At 36.7% G+C, this 18,070-nt stretch carries 19 protein-coding genes; 18 read left to right on the top strand and 1 reads right to left on the bottom strand.

All coding sequences use genetic code 11. The annotated features are described in order from the left end of the window. Nucleotides 1–71 precede the first annotated feature (71 nt). Entirely contained in the window at nucleotides 72–2,132 is a 2,061-nt protein-coding gene (locus CHSO_RS04705) for a YCF48-related protein (protein WP_045492905.1), read from the top strand. Between the two features lie 102 nt (nucleotides 2,133–2,234). After that, nucleotides 2,235–2,840: an IMPACT family protein gene (locus CHSO_RS04700; protein ID WP_045492902.1), complete on the top strand. Its 606-nt coding sequence runs from the start codon at nucleotides 2,235–2,237 to the stop codon at nucleotides 2,838–2,840. On the opposite strand, the gene CHSO_RS04695 is transcribed toward CHSO_RS04700, so the two are convergent. Further along, nucleotides 2,837–3,547: a zinc metallopeptidase gene (locus CHSO_RS04695; protein WP_171817601.1), complete on the bottom strand. Its 711-nt coding sequence runs from the start codon at nucleotides 3,545–3,547 to the stop codon at nucleotides 2,837–2,839. The two genes, CHSO_RS04700 and CHSO_RS04695, sit on opposite strands and share 4 nt — an antisense overlap. A 105-nt stretch (nucleotides 3,548–3,652) precedes the next feature. On the opposite strand from CHSO_RS04695, the gene CHSO_RS04690 reads away from it, so the two are divergent. From CHSO_RS04690 to CHSO_RS04620, 16 genes are all read left to right on the top strand, one after another. Continuing rightward, the gene (locus CHSO_RS04690; RefSeq protein ID WP_045492899.1) at nucleotides 3,653–4,786 is read left to right on the top strand and encodes a hypothetical protein; all 1,134 of its coding nucleotides are present in this window, start codon (nucleotides 3,653–3,655) and stop codon (nucleotides 4,784–4,786) included. A 58-nt stretch (nucleotides 4,787–4,844) separates the two neighbouring features. Next, complete coding sequence (locus CHSO_RS25850; protein WP_171817600.1) at nucleotides 4,845–5,021, top strand: hypothetical protein; 177 nt, start codon at nucleotides 4,845–4,847, stop codon at nucleotides 5,019–5,021. A 122-nt stretch (nucleotides 5,022–5,143) separates the two neighbouring features. Then, nucleotides 5,144–5,515: an NADH-quinone oxidoreductase subunit A gene (locus CHSO_RS04685; RefSeq protein WP_045492896.1), complete on the top strand. Its 372-nt coding sequence runs from the start codon at nucleotides 5,144–5,146 to the stop codon at nucleotides 5,513–5,515. A gap of 103 nt (nucleotides 5,516–5,618) precedes the next feature. Then, nucleotides 5,619–6,179 (top strand): NADH-quinone oxidoreductase subunit B, encoded by a 561-nt coding sequence (locus CHSO_RS04680; protein WP_045492893.1) that lies wholly within the window; start codon nucleotides 5,619–5,621, stop codon nucleotides 6,177–6,179. Nucleotides 6,180–6,185: 6 nt separating this feature from the next. Further along, nucleotides 6,186–6,680 (top strand): NADH-quinone oxidoreductase subunit C, encoded by a 495-nt coding sequence (locus CHSO_RS04675; RefSeq protein ID WP_045492891.1) that lies wholly within the window; start codon nucleotides 6,186–6,188, stop codon nucleotides 6,678–6,680. A gap of 72 nt (nucleotides 6,681–6,752) precedes the next feature. Beyond that, nucleotides 6,753–7,976, top strand: a complete 1,224-nt coding sequence (nuoD, locus tag CHSO_RS04670) for an NADH dehydrogenase (quinone) subunit D (protein WP_045492888.1) — start codon at nucleotides 6,753–6,755, stop codon at nucleotides 7,974–7,976. Nucleotides 7,977–8,067: 91 nt separating this feature from the next. After that, nucleotides 8,068–8,577: a complex I 24 kDa subunit family protein gene (gene nuoE, locus CHSO_RS04665; protein ID WP_045492885.1), complete on the top strand. Its 510-nt coding sequence runs from the start codon at nucleotides 8,068–8,070 to the stop codon at nucleotides 8,575–8,577. 102 nt (nucleotides 8,578–8,679) lie between these two features. Beyond that, entirely contained in the window at nucleotides 8,680–10,038 is a 1,359-nt protein-coding gene (gene nuoF, locus CHSO_RS04660) for an NADH-quinone oxidoreductase subunit NuoF (RefSeq protein WP_045492881.1), read from the top strand. A gap of 5 nt (nucleotides 10,039–10,043) precedes the next feature. Continuing rightward, complete coding sequence (locus CHSO_RS04655) at nucleotides 10,044–10,916, top strand: hypothetical protein (protein ID WP_052480485.1); 873 nt, start codon at nucleotides 10,044–10,046, stop codon at nucleotides 10,914–10,916. A 41-nt stretch (nucleotides 10,917–10,957) separates the two neighbouring features. Further along, on the top strand, nucleotides 10,958–11,956 hold the full coding sequence (locus CHSO_RS04650) for a 2Fe-2S iron-sulfur cluster-binding protein (RefSeq protein WP_045492878.1): 999 nt from the start codon (nucleotides 10,958–10,960) through the stop codon (nucleotides 11,954–11,956). A gap of 96 nt (nucleotides 11,957–12,052) precedes the next feature. Then, nucleotides 12,053–13,117 carry an NADH-quinone oxidoreductase subunit NuoH gene (nuoH, locus tag CHSO_RS04645; protein WP_045492875.1) on the top strand — a complete coding sequence of 355 codons (1,065 nt, stop codon included), beginning with the start codon at nucleotides 12,053–12,055 and terminating at the stop codon, nucleotides 13,115–13,117. Between the two features lie 152 nt (nucleotides 13,118–13,269). Next, entirely contained in the window at nucleotides 13,270–13,827 is a 558-nt protein-coding gene (locus CHSO_RS04640) for a NuoI/complex I 23 kDa subunit family protein (protein ID WP_040996950.1), read from the top strand. Further along, nucleotides 13,827–14,324, top strand: a complete 498-nt coding sequence (locus CHSO_RS04635) for an NADH-quinone oxidoreductase subunit J (protein ID WP_045492870.1) — start codon at nucleotides 13,827–13,829, stop codon at nucleotides 14,322–14,324. The genes CHSO_RS04640 and CHSO_RS04635 overlap by 1 nt, the downstream gene beginning before the upstream one ends. Before the next feature lie 4 nt (nucleotides 14,325–14,328). Further along, nucleotides 14,329–14,658: an NADH-quinone oxidoreductase subunit NuoK gene (gene nuoK, locus CHSO_RS04630; protein WP_045492868.1), complete on the top strand. Its 330-nt coding sequence runs from the start codon at nucleotides 14,329–14,331 to the stop codon at nucleotides 14,656–14,658. A gap of 2 nt (nucleotides 14,659–14,660) precedes the next feature. Further along, complete coding sequence (nuoL, locus tag CHSO_RS04625) at nucleotides 14,661–16,574, top strand: NADH-quinone oxidoreductase subunit L (protein WP_045492866.1); 1,914 nt, start codon at nucleotides 14,661–14,663, stop codon at nucleotides 16,572–16,574. A gap of 2 nt (nucleotides 16,575–16,576) precedes the next feature. Then, nucleotides 16,577–18,070 carry a NuoM family protein gene (locus CHSO_RS04620; protein WP_045492864.1) on the top strand — a complete coding sequence of 498 codons (1,494 nt, stop codon included), beginning with the start codon at nucleotides 16,577–16,579 and terminating at the stop codon, nucleotides 18,068–18,070.

The following is an 18,070-nucleotide window of genomic DNA, read 5'->3' as shown; positions in this document are numbered from 1 at the left end:
AATTTGACGGCTTATACTTTTTTAAATACAAACTATTGATACTTTTACTAGTTTTGCAAAAATTAATAATAATGTACAAATACTTTTCTATTCTTTTCTTGAGCTTAGTCTCTTTCATCAAAGCCCAAGAATGGAAATTTTTAACCCCTGTAAAATCTTTTTCCACCATCACTAATCTGGAGGTTACACCCGATCAAACATTATACATGCTTGATCAGTCTGAATATGGAATCGTAGCATCTTCAAAGGATGGAGGGAAAACCTGGAAAAAGCTCTTCAGAAATGAAATATACAGAGATATTCAAATGCTCAATAATAATCTTGGATTTGTTTTAACACAAACTGGAATTTATAAAACTACAAATGGATTTAAGACTTCTGTTTACAAATCAGCCAATGCTGCTTTTTTAAGAAGTTTTTATTTTGTAAATGAATCTGTAGGTTTTCTTGGTGGGAATTCAGGTGTTATATACAAAACATTAAATTCAGGAGATTCATTCTCTTTTGTTTCATTACCGGAACAAAGTAATATTAATGATATCTTTTTTATAGACGAGAATATCGGGTTTGTGTGCGCCACTAATGGAAAAGTCTATAAAACAATAAACCAGGGAGCAAACTGGACTGCTACAAGTTTAAGTACAACCAGCATCAATAAAATTCTTTTTATTAACAGTACAGATGCATTTATTGTAGGAAATAACGGTAAACTCTTTAAAACAAATGATCAAGGTGCAAACTGGTCTCCTGTAAGTATTTCAGCAACTTATAATTTAAATGATATAAAATTGTACTCCAACCAGCTTTATATTGTTGGCGATGACAATAGACTGTATAAGTCTCCAGATATGGGACAAAACTGGACGAATCAAAGATTAATTAATACTTATCCTTACTTCGACCTTAATTCCATTGGCATTATCAATGGTAATATGATCGTTGGAGGTAAATCAAACATTTACAAATCTACTGATACAACCAACTGGAGCTTATTAGTTCCTGGGGTTTATCCTTCCGAGTTAAAAAGCATTTCTTTTGCAAATGACAACCAGGGAACTATCGTAGGAAGCGGATCTACCGGATTATACAGTGTTGTTTACCGTACAACTGACGGTGGGCACACTTGGATTAATCAAGCAGCAACATTTACATTGAATGCTTTTAAAGGGGTACAATTAAAAGAAAACGGAAAAGGTATTCTTGTTGGGAATGGAAATTATTCTTTAACATCAAATTTTGGTCAAACATGGAATAGTTCCAGTTCAACCAATCCAGCAATATATCCTTCTGCATTCTGGATTAAAGATAATGGAGATGTCTTATTAGGTACTGCATCACCTTATATAAGCCCTCCAAATGGAATACACTTCATATCACCCCCCTCAACCGCTTCCCAATTTACCGAAATGGGAAAAATAGAATCCATTCAGTTCTATAACGATATGATTGGCTATGCAGGCGGCTCCCAAAAACTGTATAAAACTACGGACGGGGGAATTACCTGGAATTCTATTTTCGAAGCAACAGGTTATCTAAATTCTGTCAATGTAATTAGTGCTTCTAAAATTTCTATAACAGCCAATTATGGAAAAGCATATATGAGTAATAATTCAGGAGCAACATGGGTAGAAACTACAAATTCTGTTTCTTCTAAATATTATTTTGTCAATGAAAATCTAGGCTATTATTATGGCTCTAATAACGCTCTCTACAGAACTACAGACGGAGGTGCTACCTCACAACTTGTTGTTTCTGCTGCAAGCAATGAAGATTTAGATCTTGTAAGTATTAATGCTTATAAATATTTTAATAACAAAGTTATAGTTGTAGGAAATTATTCAGATATCTATATCGTTGATTTTTCGAATACAGCCTTAGCAACCCATGAAAATGATATTGTAAACAAAAATGACTCACAACTGTTATTATATCCCAACCCTACTACATCATCAGTTTTCTTTAAAACACCAGTGACTTTAGATAAAGTTCAGGTTTATGATACAAATGGAAAAACAGTTCAATTTAATAAAGAAAATAACGGCATCAATATATCACATTTGCCACAAGGAGTTTACTTTGTCAAATTTGAATCCAATGGAAAATGGTTTACCCAAAAAATAATAAAAAAATAAAAATAATGAAGAAGCTGTCGGAATTCCGACAGCTTCTTTACCAATAAAGGTGCAAGTTTATAAAGCATTTAATACTTTTGCATAAATAAAGCCGGAATACAAATGACGTTTGAATACAAAACCATTGATAAACCCATAGAAAACACCTTATTAAAAGAAAAAGGAAGCAAATTTATCGGATTTGCCTTTCCGGTTACCAATGAAAAGGAATTAAAAGCTGCATTGGAAAAAATCAGGGAAGAACATCCAAAAGCAACACACCACTGCTATGCTTTCAGAATGGGATTGAATGGGGAAAATTACCGTGCTAATGATGATGGTGAACCTTCTGGAAGTGCAGGACTTCCCATTTACAATCAACTCTTAGCAAACGAAATAACCAATGTTCTTGTTATTTCAGTTCGTTATTATGGTGGAACCAAACTAGGCGTTTCAGGTTTAGTAAAAGCCTATAAAGAATCTGCAAAGATTACATTAGAAGAAGCCAGTATCATTACTAGAGAACTGGAAACTGAAATTGAAATCCAATTCAACTTCAATCAACAAAACACCATCTTTACCCTGCTTTCAAAGTTTGATGCCAAGGTTGTTAATTTTGATGCGAATGAAAACTGCATCCTTACCGCCTCATTAAAACTGGCACAAAAAGAAAGCATCTCAGAAAAATTATCTGAGATGCAATATGTTTCATTTGAATTTAATGATTAATCTCTTCTTCCACCGAGAAGTAAAGACCCCCAGTAAAGAAGCTGAGCTAAAGATCCTAAAGCTGCCACAACATAAGTTCTTGCTGCCCACTTTAAACTATCCTGAACTCCTACAAATTCTTCAGCAGTTACAGTACCCGTATCTTTAAGCCATTTCATTGCTCTGTTACTTGCGTCATATTCTACCGGCAATGTTACAAAAGCAAACAAAGTGGTAACTGCAAACATTGCTACCCCAATGGCCAGAATCGCTGTATTTCCGTTAGGATTCTCTATTGTTCTGGTAGCTGCCATTATCGCAATACCTGCAATGAGAACAAATTGCATCAGATTGGAACTTATATTAACAACAGGAACCAGCTTTGAACGTAAGTTCAGCATTGAGTATCCTACTGCGTGTTGTACGGCATGTCCGCATTCGTGAGCTGCTACAGCAGCAGCAGCAGCATTCCTCTGCATGTAAACACTTTCGGAAAGATTCACTGTTTTATCTGCCGGATTATAGTGGTCCGTTAGCTGTCCGGGAACTGATATTACCTGAACATCATTAATCCCGTTATCTCTCAACATTTTTTCCGCTACTTCTTTTCCCGAAAGACCATTTCGAAGATGTACGTTGGAATAATATTCAAATTTTGATTTCAACCTGGATGAAACCCACCAGCTCACCAGCATTGAAATACCAATAATGATATAATAACCCATCATTTTATTTAGATTTTGTGTTCAATTTTTAACCATAATGATATAAAAACTGTGCCAAAGTATACGATATTATTATTTATATTTGTCCCTAAATTACCATCAAAAGTTATGTCTAAGGTTTCAATTATTGAAGTAAAAACAGCAGATCATCTCAAGCAATTCGTAAAATTTCCGATGGATTTATATAAGAATAATCCATACTATGTTCCATCCTTTATTAAAGATGAAATGAAAATTTGGGACGCAAAAGAAAATCCTGCATTACAATATTCCGAATCCAAACAATTTCTAGCCATAAAAGACAACAAAATAACAGGAAGAATTGCTGTAATTATTAACCATAAAGAAGAAAAAGAATTAGGCATCAAAAAAGTACGATTTGGCTGGATAGACTTCATTAATGATCCGGAAGTTTCCAAAGCTTTAATCCAAACTGCAATTGATTACGCCAAGGAACATAATATTGATATGATCGAAGGCCCAATGGGCTTCACCAATCTGGACAAAGCAGGTATGTTGACGATGGGATTTGATAAACTGGCTACTATGATTGGAATTTATAATCATGCCTATTATCCGGAACATCTTGAAAGCCTTGGATTAATAAAAGAAAAAGAATGGGTAGAATATGAAATGAATTTTCCAAAAGTACTGCCTGAAAAAGTAGAGAAATTCAGCGGATTGATTGCTCAAAAATATAAACTTAGTGTTCTTAAATTCAAATCAAAAGAAGAAATTCTTCCTTATGTAGAACCTATGTTTAAACTATTGGATGAAACGTATAAACATCTTTCCACTTACACCCCAATTTCGGACGAACAGATCAAAACCTACAAAGAAAAATACTTCCCTCTTATCGATAAGAACTATGTTATCTGCGTGGTAGACGAAAACCAGCAACTGGTTTCTTTTGCCATTACCATGCCGTCCTACTCAAAGGCTTTACAGAAGTCAAAAGGCAAACTATTTCCTTTTGGATGGTGGCATTTTTTACAGGCTGCCAAGAAAAATGACCGTGCTAATTTTTATCTTATCGGAATTCATCCTGAATATCAGAGACGTGGAGTAACCGCTATCATTTTCAAGGAAATCTTTGTCCGATTTACAAGTATGGGAATTAATTTTGCTGAAACCAACCCTGAACTTGAAGAAAACAAAAGTGTACAGCTTTTATGGCAGGACTACAATCCTGTGAATCATAAGAGAAGAAGAACATACTCACTTGTGATAAATGATAAATAACGAGTGGGTACAATCTCACTCATCCACTCTAAAATTCTCCCTCAAATATTTTCACCCCATGAAGCCACAACTTATCATTTTCGCTGTTTTAATTGCTGGATTTATTGCTTACAATTTCTTTTTCCAATCGCAGGACAACCGAACAAATACAGTGATTAACATTGTTTTTGCAAGTCTTCTTTTTGGATATATTGCATTCATGGCCTACTCTCTTCTTAAAAAAATGAAGAAATAATTTGTTATTTTTATTGATTCTAAATTGTAACTTTTCTCTATTTTCACCCTACTTTTAAGCTGATAAATTTCATGCTTTCTTGTTTATTCGTTAAATTTGCAAATTGAGATAATAATGCAAAAATGAATTTACCTGAAAGTTATATTCCAATCCTTATCCAGGCAGGTGTAGCAGTAGGATTTGTCGCTGTTTCATTGCTTGGGGCACATTTCTTAGGTCCAAAGCAGAAAAAAGGAGATTCTGTAAAAAACCAGAGTTGGGAATGTGGGGTTCCTAGTGAAGGAAACGCAAGAACACCGTTTTCTATCAAGTACTTCCTGACTGCGGTATTGTTCGTACTATTCGATATTGAAATCGTATTCTTTTATCCTTATGCGGTAAACTTCAGAGAATTCGGTATGGAAGGATTCCTGGCTGTGCTTACGTTCGTTGCGATCTTCTTCGTGGCGTTTTTCTATGTTTGGAAGCGTGGTGCACTAGATTGGGATAAATAGAGCAATTATAAATTTTAAATTAAAAATTTTAGATGGTGATTTTAAATTAAACCAATCGTATTAATTTAAAATCTAAAATTTAAAATCTAAAATCATCTACAAGATGTCAGATAAAAAACCAGTAATAAAAACAGATGCACCTGCTCCCGAAGGTTATGAAGGAGAAGGGTTTTTCGCAACAAAACTGAGCAGTGTAATCGGGATGGCAAGAAAGTTTTCACTTTGGCCATTACCGTTTGCAACCTCTTGTTGTGGTATTGAGTTTATGGCTACCCTGAACCCTACTTACGATGCTTCAAGATTTGGTATGGAAAGAAACTCTTTCTCTCCAAGACAAGCAGATATGCTGATGGTTTGCGGAACTATATCAAAGAAATTAGGACCAGTCCTAAAAGAAGTATATACTCAGATGGCGGAGCCGAAATGGGTAGTAGCTGTTGGGGCCTGTGCCTCCAGCGGAGGTATTTTTGATAGCTATTCCGTACTTCAGGGAATTGATAAAATTATTCCGGTAGATGTTTATGTTCCTGGATGTCCTCCAAGACCTGAACAGATTATTGAAGGAGTAATGCAGGTACAAGCTCTTGCAGAAAGCGAAAGCATCAGAAGAAGAGACATGCCTGAATATCAGAAATTATTAGATTCTTACAACATAAGCAACTAAACGGAAATGACAAACGAATTTGTATTAGAAGCAATCACCAGAGAATTTCCGGAATCTGTTATTTCAAGTTCAGAGCCTTATGGAATGTTGACCATTGAAGTAAAGAAAGAAGATATCAAGAAAATCATTCACTATCTTAAAGATTCATCATTGGAATTTAACTTCCTTACAGATATCTGTGGTATTCATTATCCTGAATTCCCTGAAAAGGAAATTGGTGTTGTATACCATTTACATAATATGATGGCCAACTTCAGATTACGTCTGAAGATCTTTATGTCCAGAGAAAACATTGAAGTAGACTCACTTGTTGAGCTATATGCAGGAGCCAACTGGATGGAAAGAGAAACGTATGATTTCTATGGGATTAAATTTAAAGGACACCCGGATCTTAGACCTATTTTGAATATGGAAGATCTTGGATACCACCCAATGTTGAAAGAATATCGCCTTGAAGACGGTACAAGAACCGACAAGGATGATAATATGTTCGGAAGATAAATAAATTTGAAATTGGATATTTGAGATTTGAAGTTAACAATTCAAATTTCAAATCTCAAATCTAAATATATTATGAAAGATAACTCATTATCTAATATACTAAACCAATACGAAAGTAAGGAACAGATTGATGGACAATTATACACCCTCAATTTAGGACCTACCCACCCTGCCACTCACGGGATTTTCCAGAATATCTTAACGATGGACGGAGAAAGAATCCTTCATGCTGAGCAAACGGTAGGATATATCCACAGAGCATTTGAGAAAATTTCCGAAAGAAGAAACTATTCTCAGATCACTACCCTTACCGACCGTATGAATTATTGTTCTGCCCCTATCAACAATTTAGGTTGGCACATGACAGTAGAGAAGCTGATTGGCATTGAAGTTCCAAAACGTGTAGACTATATGCGTGTTATCTTAATGGAACTGGCAAGAATCGGTGACCATCTGATCTGTAACGGGGTAACCGGAATGGACTCAGGAGCGATTACAGGTCTTACTTATATGTTTATCGAAAGAGAACGTATTTATGATATGTATGAGCAGATCTGTGGGGCAAGGATGACTACTAACATGGGAAGAATCGGAGGATTTGAAAGAGATTTCACTACTAAGTTCCATGAGTTATTGAAAGACTTCTTAAAGACTTTCCCACCAAGATTCAAAGAATTCTGTACACTATTGGAAAGAAACAGAATTTTCATGGACAGAACCATCGGTACAGGAGCTATTTCTGCCGAAAGAGCATTAAGCTACGGTTTCACTGGTCCAAACTTACGTGCAGCAGGTGTAGATTACGATGTGAGAGTTGCACAGCCTTATTCTTCATACGAAGATTTCGACTTCATTATTCCTGTTGGGACTTCAGGAGATACTTACGACCGTTTCATGGTTCGTCAACAAGAAATCTGGGAATCAATTAAAATTATTAAACAGGCTTACGAAAACCTTCCGGAAGGACCATTCCACGCGGATGTTCCTGATTTCTATCTTCCTGAAAAGGCAGATGTATATCAGAAAATGGAAGCGCTGATCTATCACTTCAAAATTGTAATGGGAGAAACTGATGTACCGAAGGGAGAAGTTTACCATGCGGTAGAAGGAGGAAACGGAGAATTAGGTTTCTATCTTGTGAGTGACGGAGGAAGAAGCCCTTACAGACTTCACTTCAGAAGACCATGTTTCATCTACTATCAGGCATACCCTGAAATGATTACAGGTTCTGTTATTTCAGATGCCATTGTAACGATGTGTAGTATGAATATTATTGCGGGAGAATTAGACGCATAACTGGGATTATAAATTTTGAATTATAAATTATAAATTGATTTTAGACCGTTATTCATTTAGAATTTAAAATCTAAAATCTAAAATTTCAAAAATGAGCGAAACAATAGCTTTTAAACCGGAAAGTTTAGCACAGGTACACAAAATTATCGCAAGATATCCTGAAGGAAGACAAAAATCTGCTCTTCTTCCTGTACTTCACTTGGCACAGAAAGAATTCGGAGGATGGTTAGATGTTCCTGTGATGGATTATGTTGCCGGACTATTAAGTATCAAACCGATCGAAGTATATGAAGTGGCTACTTTCTATACCATGTTCAACATGAAGCCGGTAGGTAAATATGTGTTGGAGGTTTGCAGAACAGGACCTTGTATGGTTTGTGGAAGCGAAAAAATCCTTGACCATATCAGAACGAAACTGAACATTAAGGACGGAGAAACTACTGAAGACGGTATGTTCACCTTAAAACCTGCTGAATGTCTTGGAGCATGCGGATATGCACCCATGTTACAGCTTGGAAAGTTCTTTCATGAAAATTTAACGATAGAAAAAGTAGACGAAATCCTTGAGCTTTGCAGACAGGGGCAGGTTGCTTTAGACTAATAGAAATTTTAAATTCTACATTTTAGATTTTAAATTATTCACTTAACGTTTAATACTAATTAATGCAGGAAGCCAAAAGCTGATTGCAATAAGCAAATAACAATGAGTAAAAAACTTTTACTTAAAGACGCACATATAGAAGGTATTCGCTACTTTGAAACATACCGTAAACAGGGAGGTTACACTGCAGCTGAAAAGGCCTTGAAGATGACTCCTGACGAAATTCTTGAAGAGGTAAAAGCATCAGGATTAAGAGGACGTGGTGGAGCTGGATTCCCAACAGGGATGAAATGGAGCTTTTTGGCAAAACCAGAAGGCGTCCCAAGACACCTTGTCGTAAATGCGGATGAATCTGAGCCCGGGACATTCAAGGACAGATATTTGATGGAGTTCCTTCCTCACCTATTGATTGAAGGAATGCTAATTTCATCTTACTGTTTAGGTTCAAACACTTCTTATATCTACATCCGTGGAGAATATTCATGGATTCCGGATATCCTTGAAGAAGCTATTGAAGAAGCTAAAGCAGCAGGATTTTTAGGTAAAAATATTTTAGGAACAGGTTTCGATCTTGAAATCTATGTACAGAGAGGTGGTGGAGCATACATCTGCGGTGAAGAAACTGCATTGCTTGAATCCCTTGAAGGAAAAAGAGGTAACCCAAGATTAAAACCGCCATTCCCTGCCGTAAAAGGTCTTTGGGAGAGACCAACCGTAGTAAATAACGTTGAGTCTATCGCAGCAATTGTTCCAATCATTGATATTACAGGTGCTGAGTATGCTAAAATTGGTGTAGGTAGATCTACAGGAACGAAATTAATTTCTGCTTGTGGAAACATCAACAAACCGGGTGTATACGAAATCGATATGACCATCACCGTAGAAGAATTCATTTATTCTGATGAATATTGCGGTGGTATTAAAGACGGAAAAAGATTAAAGGCTTGTATTCCTGGAGGAAGTTCTGTTCCAATCGTTCCAGCAAACTTATTGTTGAGAACAGTGAACGGAGAACCAAGATATATGAATTACGAATCATTAGCTGATGGTGGTTTTGCTACCGGAACAATGATGGGTTCAGGAGGCTTCATTGTATTGGATGAAGACCAGTGTATTGTAGATCACACAATGACTTTAGCAAGATTCTACAACCATGAAAGTTGTGGACAATGTACACCTTGCCGTGAAGGTACAGGATGGATGTACAAAATACTGAAGAAAATTGAGAAAGGAGAAGGAAAAATGGAAGATATCGATCTACTTTGGGATATCCAGAGAAAAATCGAAGGAAACACGATCTGTCCATTAGGAGATGCAGCGGCTTGGCCTGTTGCAGCAGCGATTCGTCACTTCAGAGATGAATTTGAGTGGCATGTGAAAAACCCTGAGTTATCTCAGACCCAAAATTATGGATTGGCACATTATGCAGATCCTATTCCGGCTGTTGAAAAGAATGCATAGTTGAAATGAAAAGATTGTTTGTTGTCGGCTTAATGATGTCGAGTTTTGTTTTCGGACAAAAAAAAGATTCTCTACTAGTAGAAAATAATGCAGACCTGTTTAAAGCTCCTGTTTCTAAAAAACCTGAGCCTTTAAGCAAAAAAGGACAAATGTTCTTTTTTTACGGGTGGAACAGAGCGGCATTCAGTAATTCTGACATCCGTTTTAAAGGAAATGGATATGATTTCCAACTGAATAATGTAACTGCTCAGGATAGACCTACAAAATTTGGACTTGTTTATTTTGATCCAAGCTGGTTTACGGTAACGCAGTATAATTTCAGAATAGGATATTTTATTAAAGATAATTTAGCACTTGTTTTAGGGATTGATCACATGAAATATGTGATGGATCAAGATCAAACCGTTAACTTTAAAGGACATATTTCAGATCCTGAATATGCAGCCATGGTACAAAACGGTCAGGTAAACCTGGCAGATGAGAAGTTCCTTACTTTTGAACATACAGACGGACTTAATTATGAAAACTTAGGTCTTGAAAAATACCAAAGCCTTATCAACAAGAAAAATGTTGATTTAGTTTGGTCTTATGGAGCCGGTATCGGATTTATGTTCCCAAAAAGTAATGTAAAGCTTTTTGGAAATGAAAGAAGTGACCGTTTCCACGTTGCAGGGATGGGAACTGATGTAAGAGCCAGTCTTAACTTAGTACTTTGGAACCATGTAATGGTAAGATTAGAAGGAAAAGCAGGTTATATCAATATGTGGGATATTAAAACCACATTAAATAATAAACCTGACAAAGCCCAGCAGGATTTTGTTTTCGGACAGATTATGGGGGGAATTGGATATACATTTAATACTAAGAAATATAAATAACAAAGCCTATTGCTTAACGCATAAAGCTTAAAGCATACAATATGAGCGAAGAAGTTAAAAAATTCACAATAACTATAGACGGACAAACTACTGAAGTTTTGCCTGGTACTTCTATTTTGGAGGCGGCAAGACAAATTGGTGGTAAATCTGTACCTCCTGCTATGTGCTACTACAGCAAATTAGAAACCAGTGGAGGAAGATGCAGAACTTGTCTTGTAGAAGTTTCTAAAGGATCTGAAGCAGATCCGCGTCCTATGCCTAAATTGGTAGCAAGTTGCAGAACGAATGTAATGGACGGTATGGAAGTTAAAAACCTTACTTCTGAGAAAGCTCAGGAAGGAAGAAAAGCGGTTACCGAGTTCTTATTGGTAAATCACCCGCTGGACTGTCCGGTTTGTGACCAGGCTGGTGAATGTCACCTTCAGGATCTTGGATATGAACATGGAAATCTTGAGACAAGAACAGAATTCGAAAGAAATACTTACGAAGCTGATGATCTTGGACCACACATCAAGTTGAACATGAACCGTTGTATTCTTTGTGCTAGATGTGTATTAGCTGCCAACCAATTGACGGGTGAAAGAGAACATGGTATTCTTTTCAGAGGAGATCACGCTGAAATTTCTACGTATTTAAATAAAGCTTTAGACAATGACTTCATCGGAAACGTTATCGACGTTTGTCCGGTAGGAGCATTAACAGACAGAACCTCTCGTTTTGCAAGCAGAGTATGGTTTACAAAACCAATGAATGCTACTTGTAAATGTGATAAGTGTTCAGGAAAAACTGTAGTTTGGATGAAAGGTGATGAAATCGTAAGAGTAACTGCAAGAAAAGACCAGTGGGGTGAAGTTGAAGAATTCATCTGCGATACATGCCGTTTCGAAAGAAAAGCATTATCAGACTGGAATATCGAAGGTCCTAGACATATCGACAGACACTCTGTAATTTCATTGAACCACTACGAAAAGCCGAAAGATGAGCTAAGAGTTTTAGACAATCCTATGGCTAAGGAAATCAGTGAAAAAGACGAAAAATAATTTTAATAAAGACAATTAGATTTCAGACACAAGACATCAGACTTAACCTCATATCTAGTATCTGACATCTCACATCTAAAAATCTTTAAAACAAAAATGGATTTACTTACATTTAAACTTATACTTGTACTAGCACTTTTCCTGCTTTCGTTAACGATTGCAGCCTACTCTACCTGGGCAGAAAGAAAAGTTGCCTCTATCATGCAGGATAGAATTGGTCCTAACAGAGCTGGACCTTTCGGACTATTGCAACCTCTTGCTGACGGTGGAAAATTCTTCTTCAAGGAAGACTTTACGCCTGCCAATGCAGAAAAATTCCTTTTCGTATTGGGACCGGCTTTAGTAATGTTTATTTCATTAATCACAGGAGCCGTTATTCCTTGGGGTAAAAGTTTAAATATTGCAGGTACTTCTTTTGATCTTCAGGTAGCTAATATTGACGTTGGTGTACTTTTCATCATCGGAATGGCTTCTATCGGGGTTTACGGAATTATGATCGGAGGTTGGGCTTCGAACAATAAATATTCATTATTAGGTGCTATCCGTGCTTCTTCTCAGATGATTTCTTATGAATTGGCAATGGGACTAGCGCTTCTTTCTATCATTATGATGTCTGGAAGCTTAGATTTAAAAGCAATCACGGAAAGCCAGACTACCGGAAAACTATGGGGAATTATTCCTTGGGTTTCCGGGATGAACTGGAATATTTTCTATCAGCCAATTGCTTTCCTTGTATTCTTTGTAGCCGCTTTAGCAGAAACTAACAGACACCCGTTCGATTTACCTGAGTGTGAATCTGAATTGGTAACAGGATACTCTACAGAATACTCTTCCATGAAGTTAGGTTTATATATGTTCGGGGAATACGTGAACATGTTTATTTCCAATGCTTTCATGGTTGTTCTTTTCTTTGGAGGTTACAACTATCCTGGTATTGAATGGGTAACTCAGAACTGGGGAGAAAACATTGCAGGAATCTTAAGTATCGTAGCATTCTTAACGAAGACTGTAATCGGAATTCTGATCTTCATGTGGATCAGATGGACGCTTCCAAGATTCAGATATGACCAGTTAATGCACTTAGGATGGAAAACATTAATCCCGATGGCATTGGTAAACCTATTAATTACAGGAGCTGTAATTTTAGCATTTGCAAACTAAGAAAATTTGAAAATGAGCTGATTTGAAAATTTGATAATGAAATCAAAGTTTTATCTTTAGCCTATCATATTCAATCATCAATATTAAATAATTAAGATAGCAGACAAGATTAGTCTAAAATCTGGTGTCTAACATCTAATATCTATAATTAAATGAAACTTACAAACAGATCAAAAGTTGTTTCCAATAAAGAAATGACCCTTGCTGAAAAAATCTACCTACCTGCTATTTTTACAGGGATGGGGATTACATTTAAGCATGCTGTAAGAACCGTGATAAAAGGTGCTCCCGCAGTATATTCGTATCCGGAAGTACAGAAGCCAAGAACTACCATCTGGAGAGGTCAGCACGTTTTGAAAAGAGACGAGGAAGGCAGAGAAAGATGTACTGCTTGCGGACTTTGTGCGGTAGCTTGTCCTGCAGAAGCCATTACAATGACTGCTGCTGAAAGAACTAAAGAGGAAAAAGGACTTTACAGAGAAGAAAAATATGCTTCAGTATATGAAATCAATATGCTAAGATGTATTTTCTGCGGTATGTGTGAAGAAGCTTGTCCTAAATCTGCCATCTATCTTACAGACAGATTGGTAGACGTAGAAACCAACAGAGGTTCTTTCATTTACGGAAAAGATAAATTAGTTGAAAAAATAAATGAAAGGATTGACATCACGACCAGACAATCCGAGAAACAAAAAAATGCGGTAAAATAATGGATCAGTTTTTATTTTTCTTGGTGGCGTTTTTAGCAGTGGCGAGTGCAGTTTACTTTGTATTTGCAAGAAACCCTTTATATGCTATTTTGTCATTAATTGTTACGATGTTTTCAATTGCCGGAATGTACATTCTTTTGAATGCTCAGTTCCTAGCGATTATCCAGATTATAGTGTACGCAGGTGCCATCATGGTACTTTTCCTTTACATCTTAATGATGCTTAACCTTAATAAAGCAGACGAAAGTAAGAAGGGTAATACTTTAAAATTTATTGGAGTTTTTACTGCAGGTCTTCTTTTAGTAGGAGTATTAGGAGTATTCAGAGGAGTTCAGCAAAACCAAATTGTTGTTGAGAATGTAGACAGAGGGGTTGGTCTTACTAAAAACCTGGGTAGACTTTTGTTTAATGAATATGTTTTACCGTTTGAGCTTGCTTCCATCCTGATTTTAGCAGGTATTGTAGGCGCGGTATTAATCGGTAAAAAAGATTTATAAAATTATGGGAGAAGTAAATACATTTATACAAAGCATCCCTTTGAACTACTTCATTATCCTTTGTTCAGTATTATTCTGCTTGGGAGTGATGGGCGTATTGCTTAGAAAAAATGCTATTGTGATTCTGGGCTGTGTAGAGCTTATGCTTAATTCTGTAAACCTTTTATTGGCTGCTTTTTCAGCATACAAAGGTAACGGAGACGGACAACTTTTAGTGTTCTTCATTATGGTGGTTGCTGCTGCTGAAGTAGCGGTAGGTCTGGCAATTATTGCTATGCTGTATAGAAATACCCGTTCTGTAGATGTGAGTATATTTAATAAATTAAGAGGATAAGAATGGAGAATTTAGTATATGCAATAGTACTTTTACCACTTTTAGGGTTTCTTATTAACGGTTTATTCGGAAAAAATCTTCCAAAAATATTGGTTGGATCTTTAGCAACAGCTATGGTTTTCGGATCATTCTGTATTGCTGTAAGTCTTTTCATGAATTTCAATTCTGAAAGTCAGCCTGTAATCGTAAAAGCTTTTGAATGGTTTAGAGTAAACGGGGTTCAGATCAATTTTGGATTCCAGATCGATCAGCTGTCTTTAATGATGGTAATGATCATTACGGGTATCGGTTCACTGATCCACTTATACTCTATCGGATATATGAGTCATGATAAAGGATTTTATAAGTTTTTTACTTACCTGAATCTTTTCATCTTCTCAATGTTACTTTTAGTGATGGGAAGTAACTACCTTATCCTATTCATCGGATGGGAAGGTGTAGGTCTTTGTTCTTACTTATTGATCGGATTCTGGTACACCAATGAGGAATACGGTAAAGCTGCAAGAAAAGCTTTCATCATGAACAGAATTGGTGACTTAGCATTATTGATCGGTATCTTTATGATTGCTGCTCAGACGAATGCTGTAGATTACCTTTCAGTAGCTGAAAATGCTTCAAAATTTGAATTAGACGGAACAGTGATTATCTTTATCACAGCGAGTTTATTCATCGGTGCTACCGGTAAATCGGCTCAGGTTCCATTATATACTTGGTTACCGGACGCAATGGCCGGACCAACTCCTGTTTCTGCGTTAATTCACGCAGCAACGATGGTAACAGCGGGTATCTACTTGGTAGTAAGATCAAACTTCTTATTTACTTTAGCACCAACGGTACAAGGAGGAATTTTATTAATCGGATTCTTAACTGCAGCTTTAGCAGGATTCTATGCACTACGTCAGAACGACATCAAAAAAGTATTGGCATACTCTACCGTTTCACAGCTTGGATTTATGTTCATCGCTTTAGGATTGGGAGCTTATACAACAGCTATGTTCCACGTAATGACGCACGCTTTCTTTAAAGCTTTACTATTCTTAGGGGCAGGTTCTGTAATCCACGCTATGAGCAACGAGCAAGATATGCGTTTCATGGGAGGTCTTAAAAAATACATTCCTCTTACCCATGCTACATTCCTGATCGGAACATTAGCCATCTCAGGTTTCCCTTTATTATCAGGGATGATCTCTAAAGACGAAATTTTAGTAGCAGCTTTCGCTAAAAATCCAATCTATTGGGTAATCTTATTTGTTTTAGCGGCAATGACTGCAACATATATGTTCAGACTATACTATCTGACATTCCACGGAGAGTTCAGAGGTACTGAAGAGCAAAAACACCACTTACATGAAAGCCCATCTAATATGACATTACCATTGATCGTATTGGCCATCCTTTCTGTAGTTGGAGGTTTCATCAATTTGCCACACTTCATTGGTCACGGACACTATGCTAAATTGATGGAATGGTTAAAGCCTGTTCTTACTGAACAAAGCTACAGCCAAATGGAAGCTACTCTTTCAGGAGTAGATTTCAACACTGAAATGATCTTATTAGCAGCTACAGTTCTTATGTTCTTCTCTGTATGGTTTATCGTTAGAAATACCTACGTGAAAAAGAAAAAAATGGCTGTGGCAGAAGAAAACTATACCGGATGGGAAAAGCTTTCTGCTAAGAAATTATACGTTGACGAACTTTACAACGCATTGATTGTAAAAACTGTTGAAGGATTAGGACGCGGAGGAAAGATGTTTGATAAGGGTATCTTAGACCGTTTTGTAAACTTTGTAGGTGATGGTGCTGAAGACAGCGGAAAAGCTATGAAGCGTGTTCAAAACGGAAATGTAGAGACGTATATTCTTATCATGTCTTTAGCTGTGGGAATTATATTAATTGTTAACTTTTTATTACAATAATAATGTCTTGTTTATTATTAACATTATTACTATTACCTCTAGTAGGTTCGGGATTAGTTTTTGCGTGGAAGAGTAATTCCAGCAAATATTTGGCACTAGGGATTGCATTGGTTCAAATGCTTCTTACGTTCTATATACTATCGGATTTTGATTTTACTCCGACAGTAGACAGCGTATTGCAGCACGAGATCAATTATCCGTGGTCACAATTTATGAAGAGCTCTCTTCACTTCGGTATCGATGGGATGAGCATGCTTCTTTTATTGCTGACGAACATTTTAGCGCCAATCATCATTTTATCTTCTTTCAATGAAAGTGTAAACTACAGAAATACATTCTACGGATTGATTCTGTTGATGCAATTCGGCCTTGTAGGAGTATTTACTTCTTTAGATGGATTGTTGTTCTACATTTTCTGGGAAGTCACTTTGATTCCAATTTGGTTTATTGCCGGACTTTGGGGACAAGAGAATAAAAGGTTTGAATTCACTACGAAGTTCTTCGTATATACATTCGTTGGATCTTTATTTATGTTAGCCGGATTGATCTATGTGTACAACCACTCTGCATCATTCGCTTTAACAGATCTATACAATGCACAACTGAATGAAACACAACAGACTGTGGTATTCTGGTTCATCTTCTTTGCTTTTGCCGTGAAATTACCGGTATTCCCTTTCCATACATGGCAGCCTGATACGTATACCTATTCTCCTACTCAGGGATCAATGTTGTTATCCGGTATCATGCTTAAAATGGCAGTGTATGGGGTATTGCGTTATTTACTTCCAATCACTCCACTTCCGATTGCAGGAATTTCAGGACAGATTGTAATTATCCTTGCTATTGTGGGAATTGTTCACGGAGCATTGATTGCCATCATCCAAACAGATATGAAGAGAATTATTGCTTATTCATCTTTCTCTCACGTAGGATTGATGGTAGCGGGTATCTTCGCTTCTGCAGTAGTTACTTTAAGAGGAACTTTCAATGTAGAAGGAGCTGAAGGAGCATTGGTACAAACTTTCGCTCACGGTATCAACGTGGTGGGGTTATTCTACTGTTGTGATATTTTATACAAGAGATTTAAATCAAGAGACATCAGACAAATGGGTGGTTTAGCTAAAGTAGCCCCTAAGTTTGCGGTGTTGTTCCTGATTATTATATTAGGTTCAATGGGAGTTCCATTGACGAATGGATTCATCGGAGAATTTATCCTGCTAAAATCAGTATATGATTTCAACGGAACAGCAGCAGTAATTGCTGGTCTTACGGTAATTCTTTGTGCGGTGTATTTATTGAGATTCTACGGAAAAGCAATGTTCGGAGAAGGGAATGCAGAAGTTCTAAGCACAGCAAAAGATTTATCTGGTGTAGAATTCTCTGTATTGGCTAGCATAGCGGTTTTTGTGATCTTACTTGGTATTTTCCCACAACCGGTAATCGATATGGTGAGTAGTTCAGTGAAGTTTATCTACACAGCGATGGCTAACTAA

Source organism: Chryseobacterium sp. StRB126 (genome assembly GCF_000829375.1).
Taxonomy (GTDB): Bacteria; Bacteroidota; Bacteroidia; order Flavobacteriales; family Weeksellaceae; genus Chryseobacterium.
Note: the sequence above shows the minus strand (reverse complement) of the source record. Positions and strands in the feature narration are given on the sequence as shown.